Source organism: Helicobacter sp. MIT 14-3879 (genome assembly GCF_003364125.1).
Genome location: NZ_NXLP01000008.1, coordinates 15,963 through 37,169, shown reverse-complemented (window position 1 = coordinate 37,169; position 21,207 = coordinate 15,963). Strand labels below are relative to the sequence as shown.

The 21,207-nt window shown below is 28.0% G+C and carries 22 protein-coding genes; 8 read left to right on the top strand and 14 right to left on the bottom strand.

Features of this window, described 5'->3' with window-relative positions; all coding sequences use genetic code 11:
• Positions 1–139: 139 nt before the first annotated feature.
• Genes CQA44_RS06180 through CQA44_RS06170 form a run of 3 tightly spaced genes read left to right on the top strand, consistent with a single transcriptional unit; the run spans position 140 to position 3,033 of the window.
• Positions 140–1,345, top strand: a complete 1,206-nt coding sequence (locus CQA44_RS06180) for a phosphoglycerate kinase (RefSeq protein ID WP_115546418.1) — start codon at positions 140–142, stop codon at positions 1,343–1,345.
• A gap of 11 nt (positions 1,346–1,356) precedes the next feature.
• The gene (gene corA, locus CQA44_RS06175; RefSeq protein WP_115546417.1) at positions 1,357–2,307 is read left to right on the top strand and encodes a magnesium/cobalt transporter CorA; all 951 of its coding nucleotides are present in this window, start codon (positions 1,357–1,359) and stop codon (positions 2,305–2,307) included.
• Complete coding sequence (locus CQA44_RS06170; protein WP_115546416.1) at positions 2,308–3,033, top strand: TerC family protein; 726 nt, start codon at positions 2,308–2,310, stop codon at positions 3,031–3,033.
• Between the two features lies 1 nt (position 3,034).
• Here CQA44_RS06170 and CQA44_RS06165 read toward each other — a convergent pair whose 3' ends face one another.
• The 8 genes from CQA44_RS06165 to serS are packed head-to-tail and all read right to left on the bottom strand — an operon-like array spanning position 3,035 to position 11,795.
• Positions 3,035–3,553, bottom strand: coding sequence for a ComF family protein (locus CQA44_RS06165; RefSeq protein ID WP_115546415.1), 519 nt, complete (start codon positions 3,551–3,553; stop codon positions 3,035–3,037).
• A gap of 59 nt (positions 3,554–3,612) precedes the next feature.
• Entirely contained in the window at positions 3,613–4,173 is a 561-nt protein-coding gene (gene tmk / locus CQA44_RS06160) for a dTMP kinase (protein WP_115546414.1), read from the bottom strand.
• 2 nt (positions 4,174–4,175) lie between these two features.
• Positions 4,176–4,649 carry a pantetheine-phosphate adenylyltransferase gene (gene coaD, locus CQA44_RS06155; RefSeq protein ID WP_115546413.1) on the bottom strand — a complete coding sequence of 158 codons (474 nt, stop codon included), beginning with the start codon at positions 4,647–4,649 and terminating at the stop codon, positions 4,176–4,178.
• Entirely contained in the window at positions 4,646–5,263 is a 618-nt protein-coding gene (locus CQA44_RS06150) for a UbiX family flavin prenyltransferase (RefSeq protein ID WP_115546412.1), read from the bottom strand. The genes coaD and CQA44_RS06150 overlap by 4 nt, the downstream gene beginning before the upstream one ends.
• Before the next feature lie 9 nt (positions 5,264–5,272).
• On the bottom strand, positions 5,273–5,962 hold the full coding sequence (flgA, locus tag CQA44_RS06145; RefSeq protein ID WP_115546411.1) for a flagellar basal body P-ring formation chaperone FlgA: 690 nt from the start codon (positions 5,960–5,962) through the stop codon (positions 5,273–5,275).
• 4 nt (positions 5,963–5,966) lie between these two features.
• The gene (locus CQA44_RS06140) at positions 5,967–8,009 is read right to left on the bottom strand and encodes an ATP-dependent helicase (protein WP_115546410.1); all 2,043 of its coding nucleotides are present in this window, start codon (positions 8,007–8,009) and stop codon (positions 5,967–5,969) included.
• Between the two features lie 14 nt (positions 8,010–8,023).
• Positions 8,024–10,489, bottom strand: a complete 2,466-nt coding sequence (locus tag CQA44_RS06135; RefSeq protein WP_115546409.1) for a tetratricopeptide repeat protein — start codon at positions 10,487–10,489, stop codon at positions 8,024–8,026.
• A 1-nt stretch (position 10,490) separates the two neighbouring features.
• The gene (gene serS / locus CQA44_RS06130; protein ID WP_115546408.1) at positions 10,491–11,795 is read right to left on the bottom strand and encodes a serine--tRNA ligase; all 1,305 of its coding nucleotides are present in this window, start codon (positions 11,793–11,795) and stop codon (positions 10,491–10,493) included.
• A gap of 126 nt (positions 11,796–11,921) precedes the next feature.
• Between serS and tatB the strand changes: the two genes are divergently transcribed.
• Genes tatB through CQA44_RS06105 form a run of 5 tightly spaced genes read left to right on the top strand, consistent with a single transcriptional unit; the run spans position 11,922 to position 15,024 of the window.
• On the top strand, positions 11,922–12,539 hold the full coding sequence (tatB, locus tag CQA44_RS06125) for a Sec-independent protein translocase protein TatB (protein WP_115546407.1): 618 nt from the start codon (positions 11,922–11,924) through the stop codon (positions 12,537–12,539).
• A 14-nt stretch (positions 12,540–12,553) separates the two neighbouring features.
• Complete coding sequence (gene tatC, locus CQA44_RS06120; RefSeq protein ID WP_115546406.1) at positions 12,554–13,276, top strand: twin-arginine translocase subunit TatC; 723 nt, start codon at positions 12,554–12,556, stop codon at positions 13,274–13,276.
• On the top strand, positions 13,273–14,292 hold the full coding sequence (queA, locus tag CQA44_RS06115) for a tRNA preQ1(34) S-adenosylmethionine ribosyltransferase-isomerase QueA (RefSeq protein ID WP_115546405.1): 1,020 nt from the start codon (positions 13,273–13,275) through the stop codon (positions 14,290–14,292). Before tatC ends, queA begins: the two co-directional genes overlap by 4 nt.
• Positions 14,289–14,822 (top strand): 16S rRNA (guanine(527)-N(7))-methyltransferase RsmG, encoded by a 534-nt coding sequence (gene rsmG, locus CQA44_RS06110; protein WP_115546404.1) that lies wholly within the window; start codon positions 14,289–14,291, stop codon positions 14,820–14,822. Before queA ends, rsmG begins: the two co-directional genes overlap by 4 nt.
• A gap of 1 nt (position 14,823) precedes the next feature.
• Positions 14,824–15,024, top strand: coding sequence for a PP0621 family protein (locus CQA44_RS06105; RefSeq protein ID WP_115546403.1), 201 nt, complete (start codon positions 14,824–14,826; stop codon positions 15,022–15,024).
• Here the strand turns inward: CQA44_RS06105 and CQA44_RS06100 are convergent, their stop codons facing one another.
• Genes CQA44_RS06100 through CQA44_RS06075 form a run of 6 tightly spaced genes read right to left on the bottom strand, consistent with a single transcriptional unit; the run spans position 15,025 to position 21,151 of the window.
• Positions 15,025–16,584, bottom strand: a complete 1,560-nt coding sequence (locus tag CQA44_RS06100) for a 2-isopropylmalate synthase (RefSeq protein WP_115546402.1) — start codon at positions 16,582–16,584, stop codon at positions 15,025–15,027. It lies immediately after the preceding gene.
• 17 nt (positions 16,585–16,601) lie between these two features.
• Entirely contained in the window at positions 16,602–17,303 is a 702-nt protein-coding gene (gene pssA / locus CQA44_RS06095; RefSeq protein ID WP_115546401.1) for a CDP-diacylglycerol--serine O-phosphatidyltransferase, read from the bottom strand.
• Complete coding sequence (locus CQA44_RS06090) at positions 17,300–17,935, bottom strand: phosphatidylserine decarboxylase (protein WP_115546400.1); 636 nt, start codon at positions 17,933–17,935, stop codon at positions 17,300–17,302. The genes pssA and CQA44_RS06090 overlap by 4 nt, the downstream gene beginning before the upstream one ends.
• A gap of 18 nt (positions 17,936–17,953) precedes the next feature.
• Positions 17,954–19,861, bottom strand: a complete 1,908-nt coding sequence (ftsH, locus tag CQA44_RS06085) for an ATP-dependent zinc metalloprotease FtsH (protein ID WP_115546399.1) — start codon at positions 19,859–19,861, stop codon at positions 17,954–17,956.
• A gap of 9 nt (positions 19,862–19,870) precedes the next feature.
• Positions 19,871–20,764, bottom strand: coding sequence for a 50S ribosomal protein L11 methyltransferase (locus CQA44_RS06080; protein ID WP_181881805.1), 894 nt, complete (start codon positions 20,762–20,764; stop codon positions 19,871–19,873).
• 9 nt (positions 20,765–20,773) lie between these two features.
• Complete coding sequence (locus tag CQA44_RS06075; protein ID WP_115546397.1) at positions 20,774–21,151, bottom strand: chemotaxis response regulator CheY; 378 nt, start codon at positions 21,149–21,151, stop codon at positions 20,774–20,776.
• Positions 21,152–21,207 lie beyond the last annotated feature (56 nt).

Here is a 21,207-nt window from a genome sequence, read left to right as displayed (position 1 = left end):
CTTTTAAGCTTGAAAATATACCTCTTATTATCTTTCATAACAAGTATTATAAAACAAGATAAATATAATATTTTAAACCTTAGAATTATAAAAGATAAGTTTTAGTAGAATCTAAACTTAATATGTGCAAGGAGAGCTAATGGCAAAAAGTATAGAATTTATGCAAAATGTAAAAAGTGTTAGAGATATTGATATTAAAGACAAAAGGATATTAATTAGGGTAGATTTTAATGTGCCTATGGATTCTGATTTTAATATTTCTGATGATAAGAGGATAAGAGAAGCCATTCCTACAATTAACTATTGTATTGATAATGGAGCAAAACATATTATTTTAGTTAGTCATTTAGGGCGTCCAAAAGGAAAAGATTCTAAATATTCACTAAAACATATTGTAAAAAGACTAGAAAGATTACTTGATAAATCTGTTGTTTTTACTGAAAGAGTTGATAGTGTTCCTAGCATTATTGCCACTATGGAGACTAAATCTGTAATTCTTTTAGAAAATATTCGATATTATGAAGGAGAAGAAAAAAATGATGAATTCTTATCTAAACAACTTGCTGGGATATGTGATATATTTATAAATGATGCTTTTGGAACAAGTCATAGAAAACACTCATCAACTTATGGAATAGCAAAATTTGCAAAACAAAAAGTTGCTGGGCTTTTATTGAAAAAAGAAATAGATTCTTTTTCAAAAGCTCTAACCAGCCCTATAAAACCCGTTCTTTTAATAGTGGGTGGCTCTAAGGTTTCTTCGAAACTAGCTCTATTAGACAATATATTAGATGTAGTTGATAAAATAATTATTGGCGGTGCTATGAGTAATACTTTCTTAAAAGCCATAGGTTATGATATGCAAAAATCAATAACAGAAGATGATTTACTTGAAGAAGCTAGGAGAATCCTACGCCATGCTAAGGAAAAGGGAGTAAAAATTTATCTCCCTGTAGATGTTGTATCCACTGATGATATTAAAGAGCATAAAAACATTAAAATAACTCCTTCACAAGATATACATGAAGGATATATGGCTGTGGATTCTGGGCCTGCTAGTATTAAACTTTTTGGAGAGGTAATTCGCGATAGTCAAACTATTATTTGGAATGGACCTATTGGAATCTATGAAATAGGGCAATTCTCGCGCGGAACATATAACTTAGCACATTATATTGCTGATACATACGCATTTAGCTTAATTGGTGGAGGAGATACGGCAGATGCAGTAGAAAAAGCTGGAGAAATTGATAATATGAGCTTTATCTCAACAGGTGGTGGAGCATCTTTAGAATTATTGGAGGGGAAAATTTTACCCGCATTTGAAGTTTTAGATAAAAAGTAGGTAATAATAAAATGGTGAGTATATTTGCAAAACAAAATTCATTAGTAATAAAGCAAACTTACAATGAAGGTGAAGATATAGCCTCTAAGTCTATACTTTGGCTTGATTTATTAAACCCAACAATAGATGAAATAGCTCATATATCAAAAATATATGATATAGAAATTCCAAACAAAGAAGAAAGAGAAGAGATCGAAAGTAGTGCAAGATATTGGGAAGATAAAGATAGCATAACAATAAATACTAGATTTTTAATAAAACTAGGAGAAGAAAGCCTAAAAGATGAAACTATCACATTTTTGCTTTGTAAAAATATGCTTTTTACCATTAGATATAGTGAATTTAAGATATTTGATGAAATTCAGCAAAGAGTGCTTGCAAGCCCTAGATACTTTGAAGATGGATTTGATTTAATTAGCAAAATATTTGAAGTTAGAGTTGAGAAAGATGCAGATATAATTGAAAATTTTACTAGAGACATTAGAGAACTCAGAAAAGGGGTGTTTGAAAATATCTATGATTATAATGAGGTTTTAGGTTATCTTTCAAATTTACAGGATGTAAATACAAGGCTTAGAGATTCTTTATTTGATAAAAGAAGAGCTTTAACTGCTTTATTAAGTAGCAATAAGCTTGACTTTGATGTTAAAAGCAGTATTACTACCATTGTAAAAGACTTGAATTCTCTTATTGACTTTTGTGTAGCAAATATGAATGCTCTAGATAATATACACGCATTATTTGCATCACAAATTAATATTGAACAAAATAAAATTATAAAAATTTTTACCGTTGTAACAGTAGCTATGATGCCGCCAACACTTATTGGGACAATTTATGGTATGAATTTTACACATATGCCTGAATTAGATTTTACATATAGCTATCCTATTGTGCTACTTGTAATGATAATCTCAACAATTATCCCAATTGTATATTTTAAGAAAAAGGGTTGGTTGTAAGTGGAACTTTTTAATTTCAGTTGGTTAGCGGAACCAAACGCTTGGATTGCTCTAATTACACTAACCTTATTAGAAATTATATTAGGCATTGATAATATAATATTTATTGCCATTTTAGTAACCAATCTTCCACAATCTCAAAGGGATAAGGCTAGAATCATAGGGCTTACTTTAGCTATGTTTAGCAGAATCCTACTTTTAATATCAATTTTTTGGATTATGAGATTAGTAGAACCTTTATTTAGTATTTTTGGGGAAGAAATTTCAGGAAAAGATTTAATACTTATTGGGGGAGGATTATTTCTTATTTGGAAAAGTGTAAAAGAAATTCATTCTCAAATGCAAAATAAAGAGGAGGTAATGCTTAATAAAAATAAAAATGCTAATTTTTTTGGAATCTTAATTCAAATCTCAATTTTAGATATTGTATTTTCACTAGATTCGGTTATAACTGCAGTTGGTATGGCAGAACACTTGATGGTAATGATATTAGCCGTTATAATAGCTATATTAATTATGCTGTTTGCATCAAAATATATTGCAAAATTTGTAGATGAGAATCCTACAATAAAAATTCTTGCATTAGCATTTTTAATACTTGTTGGTGTTACACTTATTGCAGAAGGAGTTAATTTTCATATATCAAAGGCTTATATTTATTTTGCTATGACATTTTCTCTTATAGTAGAGAGCATTAATATATATATTAGTAAAAAAAATAAATAGATTAAAGATTTACCCTTGCATCACTTAATGTTATGGCAAACAACGCCCTTACATTATGATTCAAAAGACACTCTCTAGCTTCTATTATACTACAACCTGTAGTAATTACATCATCTATAAGAATTACATCTATATTATTTCTCCAATTATAAATAAAACCTTTTTTATTGTCTTTTCTATATTGCAAATTTTTACCAGCATAATGAATATTATTAGTTGCTTTTAAGACACCAAAAAGTGGTTTAAAAATCTCAGAGAATTCTCTTACAATAACCCCAGAGTGAGAATAAAATGAATCTACCCTATCATCAATGCCTATAGAATAAATTTTACTAAAATCTCCATTTATATTATCTCTAAAATACTTCACTGCTTTGTTTGATAAAAATTTATATATCTTATTTCCAATAAGGTAGTATTTAGTTTTTAGTAGAAATTCTATATTTTGATATTCATAAAAGCTATATATGATAAATCCATCATTTAAGATTCTTTTTTGAGGAGATAATTTAAGTCCCAAACTACATCCTTTACAAAATAATTTTAAGCTAAATTTTTCACAAATCAAACATTTCATAATTAAAGCTTAGAATTTATTTTTTGGCAAATTAAGTTTAAAATCTCAATTCTATCCAAATCGCAAGACAAACATAAAAAATCAATACCTAGTTTTTTTACAGTCTCTATTAGCCTATCTTGTATATTCAATAAATAGGTAATGCCATTTTGTTCAATATTATCATTTTCTTTTTTACTTAAACGAGATTGCAAGATTTTTTCATTCGTCTTTAATATTATTGCTAAATTAGGCAATGGAGAAAGTTCTAAATTTATCTTAACTAATAGATCAAAATTGAGTGATGAATAGGCAATTCCACTGATAAGACTTCTATCGCTAATTATTAATTTATTTAAATTAGGATAAAGAATATCTTGTGCGTGCTTTGCCCTATCTGCAAGAAATAGCATAGTTTGAGTTTTATTACAAAGCCCTCCATATAAAGCTAATTCTCTAATATTTTTACCAAAGACACTATCACTTGGCTCTTTTGTAAAGATAGATTGTTTATAAACACCCTTTAATAACTCAATTTGTGTGCTTTTACCTGTAGTATCTACTCCCTCTAAAACTACATACATTATTATTTCTCTTTATCTTCTAAGAATGAAACCACCCCATTAGGAACTAAATGTGAAATTCTTCCATTATGCTTTAATATACTTCTAACTACACTTGAACTAATAAAAGTATTTTTAAGTGATGGCATTAAATATATAGTTTCTATATTTTGATTTAAAGAAGAGTTAGCATAGCCCATTTGAAATTCATATTCAAAATCACTCACAGCCCTAAGACCTCGTATAAATATCATAGAATCTTTCTCTAGTGCAAAATCAACTAATAAGTTAGAAAAAGGCTCTACTTGTATGTTTTTATAATCTTCTATACTTAATTTTATCATCTCTACTCTATCTTGTAGGCTAAACATAGGATTTTTATCACTTGAGTAAGCCACTGCAATAATTAAAGTATCAAAAATTTTTAACGACCTCTTAATTATATCTAAATGCCCGTTTGTAATAGGATCAAACGTCCCTGGATATATTGCTTTCATAATCCCCTCCAACGCTTATATAAATCATTATCTATCTTCAAGCTATCTAGCCATTTACCAAATAAAAAATTCTCCATTTCCTCTAAGCTTGAAACATTAGAATAATATCCTAAAATTGGTGGAGATATAATCACTCCTAGTTTTGATAATGCAAGCATATTATTTAAAGCTATGCTACTAAAAGGCATTTCTCTAGGTGCTAAGAGAAGCAACTTGCTTTCTTTTAAACAAACAGCAGCACATCTTAAAATCAATGTATCACTAATTCCACAAGAAATTTTTGCTAGAGTATTCATACTACAAGGAATAATAGCCATAGAATCCACACCAAAAGACCCAGATGAAATTGAAGAATCAAGCCTATTATTATCACAAAAAATAATTCTAGATTCCATAGAATCTAAATTATTTCCTTTAATTTTTAGTATAGATTTTAGAGATTCTGTATTTAGCTCTATATTCATTTCTTTTTGCAAAACCACCTTTGCACCATTACTGACCACTATAAAAACTTCAGTATTTATAGCATATTTTAATAATTTTTCTATAAATTTTAATCCAAGACTTACTCCACTTGCACCAGATATTGCAATTACTAATTTATTTATTTTCATTAGGATTTCTTACTGATTGATTTTAGCATTCTTAGGACCTAATATTATAATATTTATATTCTTTCCACTTTGAGTATTTTGAGCTTTTATGCTCTGCCCCATTGAGCCATCTTCTAGGGCTTTTGCATTAAATAAAATATTAATATTTCCTATATTATAAGTAACCTCTACAATATCACCTTTTGAGACTATAATTTTAGGAGTAATTTTTGAGCTAATTATACTACTTCCAGAGCTAATAAAGCTTTTTGCAGAATATTTATCTAATATATCCTTACTTACAGGTAAAATCATATTTCTAGTAATTGGAATTTGTGAAATAGTAGTATTATTAGAATTTATTACCTCGCCACTCTTAATGCTATTTGTTGCTGTTAGAGAATCAATAATTGCATTAATGCTAAAATTAAAAAAAACTTTTTTTTTCTTTTCATTATGATATAAATATACTTCAAAATTACCGCTATCTTTTCTTAAATCCCTATCATCAAAAATAACTTTATCAATGCTATATTTATCTAAATTATTATCCATTACAGGGCTTACTTCAAGATAATTTATTTGAATATTATAATTTTTATAATATTTTAAAAATTTATTTTCTACTAATTTTTTAACTTCAGTGGTAATAGAATTTAGAGATGTGGCATCCTCCCCAAATGTAAAAACAAATAAAAATAACAAAATAATTTTTTTCATAATATTAAGCCTTTATCACAAAAGATGATAGAATATCCCTAACTACGCCACCAAAGTTTATTCTAAGCTTACTATCTCTACCACTATCACTAACGCTAATAACCCTACCTGCACCAAAAACTTTATGAATAACAAGATCATTATTCTTAAACCCTTTTGTTTTATCTAAATTTATACTTCTGCCTATTAACCCACACTCGCTCAAGAACTTTGAGGGTTGAAGTTGTGTCCTTTTGCCTTTATAATATCTTGATTTTACATAAGATAATACAAGCTCATTTTTTGCCCTAGTAAATGCAACATATCCAAGTCTTCTTTCTTCTTCGATATCTGTATTATCACTTATTATTGGACAGAATCCATCTTCTAATCCAATTACAAATAAATAATCAAACTCTAACCCCTTACTAGAATGAATACTCATGCAAGAAATTAAATTATTAATATCATTTTCATCATCGCTATTAAGTGAAATATCATTTAAAAAATCCTCCAAACTAGCTGTTGGATTTTGGATTATATAATCCCTAAAAAAGCCATAAAATTCATCAATATTTGCTTCTCTATCAATCTCATCTTGTATATTTTCAAAAGTATCTAAAATATTAATACTATCTTTAAATAAATCCAAAAACCCAATTGTAGAATCTTCTAAAGTTTCTCTTAATTCATTTATCATATCAAAAATACTAGTTATGATAGATATATGCTTTGCTTGTAGTGGAATCTCATTTTTGTATTCATTTATAGCTTTATAAATTGAGATTTGTTTTTCTTGTATAAATTGTTCTAATTTATCTTGTGTAACTTTTCCTATGCCTCTTTTTGGGCGATTTACAATCCTTAAGAAAGAAAAATCATCATTTGGATTTACTACAAGTCTAAAATAACTTAAAATATCTTTAATCTCTGCCCTCTCATAAAATCTCATAGCACCAATTAATCTATATGGTATATTTGCCTTATTTAACCCATCTTCAATACTTCTACTTAGAGCATTTAATCTAAATAGAATAGCTATTTTACTAGCACTAACTCCATTATCTAATAATTTTCTAATTCTATTTGCTATATTAATAGCCTCAATTCTTTCATCTAAAAATTCTAATAATTCTACATCTTTACCATTACCTTTTATACTTTTAAGTTCTTTACCTAATCGTCTTATATTAAAATTAATAAGCTTATTTGCTACATCTAAAATCTGGCTTGTTGAGCGATAATTTTTCTCTAATTTAATAATTTTAGAATCTACAAAATTATCCTCAAAATCTAAAATATTATTAATATTAGCACCTCTCCAGCCATAAATACTTTGGTCATCATCACCAACTACACAAATATTGCTATGTTCTAGTGTCAATTTTTTAAGAATCTTATATTGAAGCTCATTTGTATCTTGATATTCATCAACCATAATATAACTATATTTAGCACTAACCTCTTTACAAAGACTTAAATTCTTATCTAAAATCTCATAACTAAGAAGAAGTAGGTCATCAAAATCAACCATATTTTTTTCTAATAAATACTTATTATAAGAAGCATATATCTTTGCTATATTTTTATAAATATTATCCTGTGCTTTAATATATGCTTCATCTGGTGTGATTAGCCAATTTTTCATTCTTGAAATCTCGCTTGATAGCATACTTATAGGAATATTTTTATTAAATAATTTTAAAATTCTTTTCTTATCATCATTATCAAGTAAGATAAAATTTGTGCTTCTATTTAAATAACTCATATTAAATTTTAAAAATAAAAGTCCAAATTTATGAAAAGTGCATAAAAGAGGAAGTAATGAGCTATTATTTTTAATTAAGCTTAATGCTCGATAACGCATTTCTGATGCAGCCTTATTAGTAAATGTTAATGTTAATGTAGAGCTAGGAGGAATCCCAATTTCATCAATTAAATATGCTAATCTTGTAGTTAATGTCTTTGTCTTACCACTTCCTGCACCTGCTAAAATTAATAATGCACCATCCAAGTGTAATACGGCTTCTCTTTGCTCATCATTTAATCCCTTTAATATATCACTCATCTTTTCTTAATTACTCACTCTTCTAAAATCTTACTAGTATCAATCTCAAAATCAAAAAAATCAGATTTAAATCCTTCTTTGTGGATTTGATGAAATTGTAGTGAAGCTAGGTTTAGATTTCCAATAGTTTGATGAAGCAATCCTAGTGCATATCTTGCTTCTAAATTTGTATTAGAGTTCATTCTTGAGAGCTGAATAAGTGCTACTGCATTATCATAATGATTAGAGCCAATGGCAGACACCGCAGCTAAAAAATAATTCTCTGAAGTAGTTAGCTTATAATCATCAATCAAACTATTATAATAAACAAATGCTCTCTCAAAATCATTTAAATAAATACTATTTAATGCTAAAGCCTGTAAAATTCCACTTACATCACCTTGTGAATTTAACAATTTATTAGTCAAAATTTCATCTACATAACTATTTGCACCAACTAAAAATGCCATATAGACATAAATCTGCCTAGCTAAAGATGGACCTGTATAAACTAAATCTAGTTTTTTTAAATCATTTTTAAAAAAATCAAACAAGTTTAATGAAAATGATTTTATATCTTCATTATAATGATTTGCTATTTTACTTAAAATCATTGCTACCATATCATAATTTGATGCTTTATTTAAGCCATTAAAGGCATTAACAATGGTAGATTTATCTCTAGTCCCCACAGAATAAAGTGCATTTAAAGCACTCATCATAGGATTTGTAATTACATTTTGCTTATCATTTTGACTAAACCAAAGCATATCATCTAATATATTTCCATTTACAAAATTAAGCAATGAGCGATAGAACTCCTTTTGAGTATCAGAAGAAAAATTAATATACTCAAAACTACTTGTAATATCATTTAGGATTCTACCCCTATCTATATTTGTTAAATCTGAACACATTAAAGCGAATATGCCACTTAAAATATCATTTTCATCTAAATGATATGCTTTTAAAAAGTGCTTCCTTGCATTATCAAAATCATTAAGCTGTGCATATATTAAGCCTAGATTATATTGCAAAACCTGGTGATTAGGATATGAAAGAGATGCTTGTTTCATTATCCTTAATGCTCCATTAATATCATAATTTAATATTTCTTTTAATCCTTGTGTAATATTTGAGTTAATACGAGATAGCATAACACTACTAAGCAAAGTATTATTTGCTTCTTCTATATTATTCATTTTAAGTTTTAAGCCACCATCTCTAATGGAGGAGATAGTCTCTTCAACATCAAACACCCTAAAAGGTGCAAAATAAAATAAAATTTTATAGCTAAACATTAGATTTTGTGTAGTCGAGCGATTCCAAAAATTCTTTTGTATTATATTAACATCAAATAAAGAATCTTGTAATTTTATTTTTATTGGATAGATTTTATTTAAATCTTTCATATCATATTTTTGCATTAAACTATCATAAATATTTGCACTTTGAATAAAATTTGAACGTTTCAATTCTATTAATGCAAGCGCCATTTGAGCTTGAGGATTATCAAGGGTTGTATTTCTTAAATAATTATCTATTCTATCGTATGCTAAGTCATATTCACCCATTCTAGCTTGTAATAAGCCAATAGTAAAGCTATTATTAACATCCTGCACATCAAGAAGAGTTTTTAGGGCATTATAATCATCATTAAAGTTTAGATAGATTTTTGAGAGAAGATTTGCATTTTCTTTTTCATAATAATTTGAAGTGGTATTTTTTAACGATGAGAGCATATTAAAGTAATTCATAGAATAATAATTTACCAATGAATAAAGATAAGAATAAAGTGGGCTATTATACCAATCTATCATAGTTCCACTAGCTAAATTTATATAATAATCATACATTTTAATATCATTTAGCTTATATGCGGCAACTGCCGCGTTAATGGCTGCTGCTGCTACATTTTCACCTGAATTTATAGTATCATTAAATGCAATAATAGAATCTTTGTAATAATTAGTATTTAACTTAGCAACACCCAAATTAAAATTAGCAATACTGCTAGAAAAAATTGAAATATTAGTATAGATATCTAATGCTCCTAATATTTGACCACTATTATAAAGTATTGCTGCTTTTGTGATTAAATCTTGTAATTCCTGCTTTTGTATAGGCTTAATCTTTGTAACATTTGTAATATTAGATTGTGAAGTTATAGTTACTTCTTTTGGCTTATAAATTTCTTCTAATGATTCATCTTTATTTGTTAATAAAAAGATAATCCATGCTATAAATAAGATTCCAATAACTGCTAATGCAAAATATAGTATTTTTTTATTCCTAAGCTTTTCTTTTAAGATTGGTAATTTAGAAAAAAATATATGAAATATTTTTCTTGCTTTACTAAAGGCACCTCCAAATATAGAGCTAAATTTAGGTTTAACCTTATTTAAAAAAGCAGGAATTTTTACAAAAATTCCTTTAAATTTATTTTTCTTTGGAATATTGCTATTAGCTTCATCTAAATTAATTACATCTTTGTCTGCCATATTACACCAAATATTTTCTCAATATCTCTGGTATCTCAATATCCCCATTACTAAGCTGATAATTTTCCATTATTGCTACAAGTGTTCTTCCTACTGCAAGAGATGAGCCATTTAATGTATGGGCTAGAATATTTTTCTTATTATTCTTATAGCGGATTTTACCCCTCCTTGCTTGAAAATCCTTTATATTTGAAATAGAGCTAATCTCTCTATAACAATTCTGACCAGGAAGCCAAACTTCAATATCAATAGTATTGCTTGCACTAAATCCTAAATCTCCACTGCATAATTGCACAAGCCTATGGGGTAAATTTAGTTTTTTTAAAATTCCACTTGCAACTTCTATCATTAAATCCTGCATACTATCACTAGAATCTTGAGTAGTAATAGCCACTAATTCTACTTTATCAAATTGATGTTGTCGAATGATGCCTCTTGTATCTTTGCCTGCACTTCCTGCTTCTTTTCTAAAGCAAGGCGTATAAGCACATAATTTAATTGGTAAATCTTCTAAAGGAATAATAGTATCTCTATACATATTTGTCAGTGAAATCTCTGCAGTTGATATTAAATAAAGCTCGTGCCCCTTTTCCTTATAACCTTTTTCTTGGGTTTTATATTCTGTGCTAGTATCAATAAAGCTTGATATTTTAAACATATCCTCTTCAAACTTTGGTAGTTGAGCGGTGCATAGCAAAGAATCTTTATTTGCAATTACAGGGGTATTAATCTCTTCAAACCCATAACTAGAATTATGATCTAACATAAAATTTATCAATGCACGATTTAATTTTGCACCACCACCACGAAGAATACTAAAACGACTTTTTGCAAGCCTTACACCACAGTCAAAATCAATCCACTTATTCCCCTCTGCTAATTCCCAATGCTCTTTAGGCTCAAAATCAAATTTTTTTGGAGTAAGAATTGTATCTATTACTACATTATCATTCTCACTATCTCCTTTGGGTGTTTTAGAATCTGGAAGGTTTGGAATAGCTAATAAAAGCTCATTCATTTCATTGCTAACTTCATTAAGCTCACTCTCCATTGATGTAATATTATTTTTTAACTCTAACAATTCATATTGTAATTCTTTAATATCTTTATTTTGCTTTTTATGCTCAAAAAAAAGCTTTGATTTTACATTTTGATTTGAACGCAAATTTTCTAGCTCTTTTATTAAATCTTTATATTTAGTAATTAAATTATATGCTAAAGATAGTTTTTGAGATTCTACCTTTTTACTTAAAAGAAGAGTTTTTACATTATCAAAATCAGAAAGTAAAATTTTCAAATCTATCATCTTTTCTCCTGCTTTTTTTGTAATAAAAATAAATTAAATTATTTATATATTATATCAATCTTACATTTAAAAAATGCGATACAATACATTTTTATTAATTCTTATCTCTAGAAATTAAGGGTTTATATGCTTGATTTTTCATTTGGCGAAATATTAGTTATTGCTATTATAGCAGTTATTTTTCTAGGTCCAGATAAACTTCCACAAGCTTTTGTAAAAATAGCAAAATTCTTAAAAGCAATTAAAAAAACCATAAATGATGCAAAAGACACCCTAGATAGAGAAATACACTTAAGCGAAATAAAAGAAAATGCCTTAGAATACAAAAAAAATTTTGAAGAAAATGCAATAAATTTAAAAAATAATATACTAAAAGATACAAATATCAAAGAAATAGAAGAAGAATTAAATCAAAATTTACAAGAAATAAAAGAAGAGGTAAATACAATAAAAACTACTAATGCACTAAATGAACCTCTAGATTCCAATATATCAAATAACATAGAATCAAAATCAATCTCATTAGATGAGTTATCAGTTAAAGGTAAGGATATACAAAATAAAACTTATAATACCTATAAAAATCTAAAACCAAAAATTAAAAAAATAGAAGAATTTCCTACAAAAAACTATGCAGATTCTATACAAGAAGATAACATAATTAAAGAAAAAAAATCTAAAAAGAAATCATCTAAAAATAAAAAAAATAAGAAAAAAGATTCTAAAGATAAAAAGAAAAAGTAATTTGGAGACTAAAAATGCTTGAAGAGCTAAAACCACATTTAATAGATTTAAGAAAAAGACTTATAATATCTGTTAGTTGCCTTATTGTGATGTTTTTTATATGCTTTAATTTTAATGAATATATTTTAAGTTGGATGCTTGAGCCATTAATAAAAGTGCTTCCTAATAATGTAAAGCCTGTATTTTTACAAGTTGGAGAGGGATTTATTACTGCAGTCAAAGTATCATTTTTTGCGGGATTTGTAATTTCTTCACCTATTATTTTTTGGCAAATTTGGCTTTTTATCGCTCCTGGATTATATTCAAATGAAAAAAAATTAATCCTTCCATTTGTTTTTTTTGGGACATTAATGTTTGTAACAGGAGCTGCATTTGCATATTACATAGTGTTTCCATTTGGGCTTGATTATTTGATTAATTTTGGAGATTCAAAGCAATTCAGTGCTATGCCTAGTATTGGATATTATGCAGGTTTCTTTGCTAAGACTATGATTGGATTTGGTATTTCATTTGAGCTACCTGTAATATCTTATTTTCTAGCAAAACTCGGGCTAATCACAGATCAAACATTAATTAAATTTTTTAGAATTGCAATTGTTTTAATATTTATATTAGCAGCATTTTTAACGCCACCAGATGTTAGCACACAATTTTTAATGGCAATACCCTTAATTATTCTTTATGGAGTTTCAATAATTATTGTTAAATTTGTAAATCCAGAAAAAGATTTAGTATGAAGATAGAAACTAACCTTGAAGCCTACAACTATAACCTTCCACAAAAACTAATAGCGAAAAATCCTATCTACCCAAAAAGTAAAGCAAAACTTTTAGTTTATAAAAAAAATGAAGATAAAGTTATCCATACAAGCTTTAAATATTTTTTTGACTTTATCCCTAAAGATTGCTTAATAGTATTAAATGATACAAAAGTCCTCCCTGCAAGAATATATGGGAAAAAACAAAGTGGAGCAAAAATAGAGCTACTTTATCATAAAACAATAAAAAAAAATAAATTTTTAGTGCAAATAAAAGGCAAAGTTAAAGTTAATGATATTTTAGAGTTTGATGATAATTTAATTTGCAATATTTTAGAGTTAAAAGATAATGGTCTTAGAATTGTAGAATTTTACAAAAATAATAAATTATTAGATTCTATAAATTTGTTTAAAATTCTAGAATCTATTGGACATACGCCTCTTCCACCATATATAAAACGAAAAGATGATATAAATGATAGGCTTAATTATCAGAGTGTTTTTGCAAAAAATTTAGGCTCTATTGCTGCTCCTACTGCTTCATTGCATTTTAGTAAAAATGATATTAATAAAATTAAAAAACTAAATCATTGTTTTATCACACTACACATTGGTGCTGGAACATTCTTTAATGTGGAAGCAGATGATATTACAAAACATAAAATACATAAAGAAGATTATTTCATAAGCGATATTGCTAAAGAAAAAATAGATAATGCAAAAAAAATTTTATGTATTGGAACTACTGCTACTAGATGTGTGGAATACTATACAAAAACAAAAATTCTAAATGGAGAATGTGATATTTTCATACATCCTCTAAATCCTCCATTAAAAACAAAATATCTTCTTACTAATTTTCATTTACCAAAATCTACACTCTTAATGCTTGTGTCTAGCTTCATAGGATTAAGCAAAACAAAAAGTATATATGAAATTGCAAAAGAAAATCAATATAGATTTTATTCCTATGGTGATGGAATGCTAATAATATGAATGAATTATTTTTAAAACACAAAGAGAGTTTTAACCTATTTTGTAATGAATTATTAAAATGGAACAAAACACATAATATCACAGGATACGCAAATAAAGATGATTTAGAATCTAATATAATAGATTCTATTACTCCATTAGATTTTATTAAAGATTTTAAAATAGCACTTGACATTGGCAGTGGCTGTGGCTTCCCTAGTATTTGCTTAGCAGTAATAAAACATAATAGTAAATTTATATTAGTAGAGCCAAATAATAAAAGAGTTAGTTTTTTAACAACAATATCTCTAAAACTAGGATTAAAAAATATCATAATAATAAAAGATAGAATACAAAATATTATTTTAGAAAACAAGTGTGATTTGATAACTTCAAGGGCATTTGATAAAACACAGAATCTAATATTCCTCTCAAGTCATTTATTAAGTGATGATGGATATTTTTTGTTCTATAAAGGAAGTAATGAGTTTAAAGAAAAAATGAAAGATAAAAAGGTATTTTATTTTTATAAACAAAAATTGGAGTGTTAAAATGGGAAAAGCATTAATATTTATAGGAACTGTTTTATTGATTTATCTTATATTTTTTAGAAAGAAAATAAAACCAGATGGAGAAAACAAGGATTCATTTGAGCTAATAGAATGTGCTAAATGCAAAACTTATGTAGTAAAAACTGAAGCAATAATAAAAGATTCTAAATACTATTGCTCACCTAAATGCCTAGAATCATAGCTAGATTCTTTCTAAAAGCATTGTGCCTTCTTTAGAAGTTATTAAATCCTTCATACTTAAATAGCTGTTTAATGCTCCAATATATGCCTTAGCAGTAGCACTCATCGTATCTATATCAAGTCCGTGTCCAATTAATGCTGGCTTATTTGGCTCAAATTCCACTTTTACAACAACTTTTGCAAGAGCATCTCTACCACTAGTAACTGCTTCTACTTTATAATCCTTTAGTAATCCCTTTATTCCGCTAATTCTATCTATACTTTTTAAAATGCAATCAACAGCACCATTTCCTAATGCACTATCGCTATACTCTACACCATCTTTTATAATACTAATTGCAGCACAGAATTTTCCGCTAGAACAAATACTAACTTGTATAACATCTAAGCTAAATACTTGCGGTATATGAGTAACTTCCTCGCCAAGTATTTCACGCAAATCATCATCAAAAATTTCTTTTTTGCTATCACACAAAGCTTTAAATTTATCAAATGCGTTATTTATCTCATTATCATTTAACACAAATCCCAAGCTAACAGCTTTATCTTTAAATGCTGCCCTCCCTGAATGTTTACCTAAAACAAGTGTAGAATCTAATTCTATACCAATATCAATAGGAGAAATAATTTCATATGTTTCTCTGTGCTTTAACATACCATCTTGGTGAATTCCACTCTCGTGAGCAAAAGCATTCTTTCCAACAATTGCTTTATTTGGCTGTGGGCGAATACCTGTAATATCGCTTACAAGTTTGCTTGTAGAGTATATTTCTTTCGTATTAATATTTACTTCAAAATTATTAAATAAATCATTTCTTGTTTTTAAAATCATAACAATCTCTTCTAAAGCACTATTCCCAGCCCTCTCCCCTAGCCCATTAATGGTACATTCAATTTGTCTAGCGCCATTTTTAATAGCCTCTAATGAGTTAGCCACTGCTAAACCTAAGTCATTATGACAATGAATTGATAAAATTGCACGATTGCCAATAAAGTCATGAAGTTCTTTTATAGTATTTGCAATCTCATTTGGAAGCCTATATCCAACAGTGTCAGGAATATTTAATGTAGTTGCTCCAGCCTCAATAACACTAGATAAAATCTCTTTTAAAAATCCTATATCACTTCTACATGCATCTTCACAGGAAAACTCAACATCATCTACCAAAGTTTTAGCATATTTAACAGAATCTACAGCTTTCTTAACAACATCATTTGGACTTAATTTAAGCTTATATTTCATATGAATTGGGCTTGTTGCTATAAAAGTATGGATTCTCCTAAACTTAGCACCTTGTGTAGCATTAGCAGCTGCTTCTATATCCTTTTCCATTGCACGAGCAAGCGAACAAACACAAGATTTTGATAAAACTTTAGAAATCTCCCTAATAGCCTCAAAATCTCCAGGACTTGATGCAGCAAAACCTGCCTCAATAATATCAACTCCCAATTTTTCTAATTGAACTGCAAGTCTAACTTTTTCTTCTATATTCATAGAAGCACCCGGACTTTGCTCTCCATCTCTTAATGTTGTATCAAAAATTTTTATTATTTCTTTCATTGTTTATCCTAAAATTATTATTTTCTAAAAATTACTTTAGAAATTAAGATATAAATATATCTAATTATTCCAAATATAATATATAAAGTAATGAGAATAAAAATACTTTCTATTGGATGAATAAAAATCACAGAAAGCAAGATAATTAATATTATCATCTTGCTTAAATTCCATTTTATATGTTTAAAATTAGGATAGCGTATATTGCTAACCATTAAAATTCCAACAATAAAACTAAAAGCCAAAAGTATAAATTCATATTCCAAAAATATATTATATCTATCTTTTAGAATTAACATAGTTACTACAAAAATAGCAGCAGACGGAATAGGAAGTCCTATAAAATAATTGCTAGTTTCATTGGTTATTATTATATTAAACCTAGCTAGTCTAATAGCACCAAAAACCACAAATAATGAGCTTACTACAAGCCCTAAACGACCATATTGATTACCTATTGATAAGTATAAGAGTATAGAAGGAGCACATCCAAATGCTACCATATCACAAAGCGAGTCAAATTCAACCCCGAACTTAGAAGATGTATTTGTAATTCTTGCAACTCTACCATCAAGTCCATCCAATATCATTGAAACAATAACCAACCAACAAGCAAATTCTATCTTTCCATTTGAAGCATAAATAATACTTGATATTCCTAAAAAAGCACTCATAGCTGTAAAAAGATTTGGAATGATATAAAGAGGATTAATTTTCATAACAATCTTCCTAACAATGTTTCTCCTGCAAATACATTATCACCCCTACTTATTTTTAATTTTGATGGCTTATTGATACATAGTGATAAATATCCATATTTTATAAAACCTAATCTATCCCCTATGAATGCAGAATCTACCTCATAAATGCTAACTTTATTCCAAAACTCTGGTAAAAGCGTTATCTCAAAAACAATATTATTATTTTTAATACCCTTAATGCTATGTTTTGTATTTAGAATTTCCTTTAATTCTTTATTATTATCTTTAATAAATAATCCAAACTTAAATATAGATTCTATTCTATCAATATACATTGGAATTCTAAAAATTCCATTATCAAAAATATTGATTTTTATTAATAATGAAGTTTTATCATTATTAATAAAAACATCTTTAATTACCCCATCACAAGGTGATATAATTGCATTTTGGTTTCTAGATTCTGGAATCCTTTCAGTGTTTCTAAATGAAATAATCACAAAAACAAGCAGTGCTAAAGCAAGTAATGTAAAAAAATATAAATCTAGCAAAATAAAAAAAAGTATTAAAACTAAACATAACAAAGTAGGTTTAAAACCTTCTTTTGCAATAATTTGATTAGTCGTTTGTCTATTTTTAGGTTTATTCACTTACTTACTCTTTAAGCTTCAATCTTCATCTATATTTTTTCTTTTTACTAATCTAGTTGGTATATTATGCTTACATTCAAAATCAGATATAATATCTCTAACTCTACTTCCTTCAATTACTTCTTTTTCAAAAAGCTCTTTTACCATAATCTCAATAGCTTCTTTGTAATCACTTAATGTTTGTTTTACAAATTTATAGCGAGAGTCTAGAGTGTTTTTTATAAATAAATCCATTTCTTCGGCAGTTTTTTCACTAAACTCTCTTTGAGAGCCTAAACCTCCACCTAAAAAATTATTTCTAGGTTTCTCTAATACCATAAGGCCGCTTACATCAGTCATTCCATAATAACTAACCATAGATTTTATTATATCTGTTGCTCGTTCTAAATCATTACTAGCACCTGTTGAAATCTCACCTAAAAACACATCTTCTGCTGCTCTACCGCTCAAAAGAACATCTACTTCAGCTATTAGCTCATGTTTTTGCATTAAATATCTATTCTCTTCTGGAGTATGTAATGTATATCCAAGTGCAGCCATACCACGAGGAATAATTGAAACTTTATTTACCCTACTAGCACCTTCTGTCATTTCAGCAATAACAGCGTGCCCACTTTCGTGATAAGCTACAATTTTCTTTTCTTTTGGAGAGATTCTACGAGATTTCTTCTCTAAACCAGCTATACTTCGCTCAACTGCTTCCCTAAAATCCTGTTGGCTTACTTCCTTTTTATTGGCACGACCTGCTAAAAGTGCTGCCTCATTAATAATATTAGCTAAATCAGCTCCTGCAAGCCCCGCAGTAAGTCTAGCAATTTCTTGCAAGTCAACATCTCTACTTAATTTAACAGACTTAATATGGACCTTTAGTATCTCTACTCTACCATTAAAATCCGGCTTATCTACCAAAACTTGTCTATCAAACCTACCTGGTCTAAGAAGTGCTGGATCAAGAACTTCAGGGCGATTAGTAGCTGCTAACACTATGACAGGAGATGTATCAGAATTAAAACCATCCATCTCAGCTAATAATTGATTTAATGTTTGTTCTCTCTCATCATTACCGCTAATCATTCCACCTGCTGCACGAGATTTACCAATAGCATCAATTTCATCAATAAAAATAATACTAGGTGCTTCTTTCTTTGCCATATCAAATAAATCTCTAACACGACTAGCACCAAGACCTACAAACATTTCAATAAAACTGCTACCACTCATTGAAAAAAATGGCACACTAGCCTCACCTGCAACAGCCTTAGCAAGAAGTGTCTTACCTGTTCCCGGAGGTCCTACTAACAACACTCCTCTAGGAATCTTTGCTCCAATATTTGCATATCTATCTGGATATTTTAGGAAATCAACAATTTCTACCACTTCCTCTTTTGCTTCTTTATTTCCTGCCATATCATCAAATCTAACTTTTGGCTTTTCAACATTGACTAACTTCTTTGAATTTCCCATACCAAAAATTCCATTTCCCATATTTTTCTGCATTCTACTAGCGATAAACATCCAAATAGCAATAATAATAAATACAGGAATAAGCCAACCTAGCATATCTGTAAACCAATTTGTCTCACTAAAACCACCATATGGAATGTTTTTTTCTTCCAAAAGAGGAACTAAGGAGCTATCACTAACTTTTCTTACATTATAAATTACTTTTTGATCATTTTGCATCCCTTGAGCTTTTATTATTGTTTGTCCAATGCTTACTTGGGTAATTTCTTTGTTTTCAATTTTCTTTTTTAAATCATAATAACTTATAGTTTGTGTAGAAGCACCACTTATAATTGAATCACCTTCACTTGGCGAAAAAACCTTAAAAAGCAAAATAGCAATAATTGTGAAAATAGCAAATACTACTATTGGATTCCCACCAAATGGAGCGTTTGGCTTGTTATTTTGATTATTTTGTTTCATAATTATTCCTTAATATTTTTGTAATTTTAGACAAATCCATTCTTTATCATATTTCCTATCTATTAATTTTAATTCTCTAAAACATTCTAATACAGAATCTTCATATATATCTAAGATTCCAGATAAAATTAAAATTCCGTTATCTTTTAAAGAAGCAATTAATTCTAAACTATGTTCTATTAAAACAGATGCAATTATATTAGCCGTAACTATATCATATTTATCTTTATTGTTTGCATTAGTGTTTATGCTTCCGTGCCAAATTGCACTAATTATAGCATTATTGTTTAAAAAATTTTTCTTTGCCTCATTAACTGCTAACTCATCAATATCACATAAATAAACACTAGCACCAAGCTTATTTGCACATAGAGCCAAGATTCCACTTCCACAACCAACATCTAATAATGTAGTATTTTCACTATATTTACAACTTTCTAAAGCCTCTATACACATAGAAGTGCTGCTATGATGACCTGAACCAAAGGCTAAAGATGGCTCTAAAATAATTTCAATTATATTATCTGTTTTATTATTTTTAAAAGAAATATTAGTAGATTCTAATATATCTCCCCAAGGAGGGCGTATATAAAATCTACAACACTGTATAGGAGTGATAGAATTTTTATATTCATCAACCCAATCTTTATTTTGCTTTTTTATAATTGTATGTGTAAAATTTACATCAATATTGTTTATAACACTTAATTTATTACTTAAATCTTGGAGTCTATTTAATAATAGATTTATTTTTGAAAGTGAGATATCTGCACGAATAATAATAGTTGTAGAAGAATTGTTATTTATCTGTTCTATTGCCTCTTTTGTAAAATCTATAATTTCACTCGCAAATATATCACTAAAATAATTTGGAGTAATACAAACTTCAAAATAAAATCCCATCATAATATTTTAAATGTCATTAACACCTAAAACTACTTCTAATTTTTCTTTCAAAACTTGTGGAGTAAATGGCTTAACTATGTAATTATTAACACCCGCCTTTAATGCTGTAATTACCTCTGCTTTACCACCCTCTGTGGTCACCATAATAATTGGTATATCTGTAAATCTACTATCAGAACGAACTTTTTTGACTAAATCAAGCCCATTCATCTCTGGCATATTCCAATCAGTAATTAAAACTTTAATTCCCTCAATTGTGTCAATCAATTCCCATGCTTGAAGCCCGTGTTCTGCCTCTAAAATATCATCATAGCCAAGTCTTTGGAGTGTATTTTTAATAATCCTTCTCATTGTGGAACTATCATCAACAACAAGCAATTTCAATCTATTCTCCTTTTATACAAATAAAACACAAAATAATATCATAATATTCTTTTAAG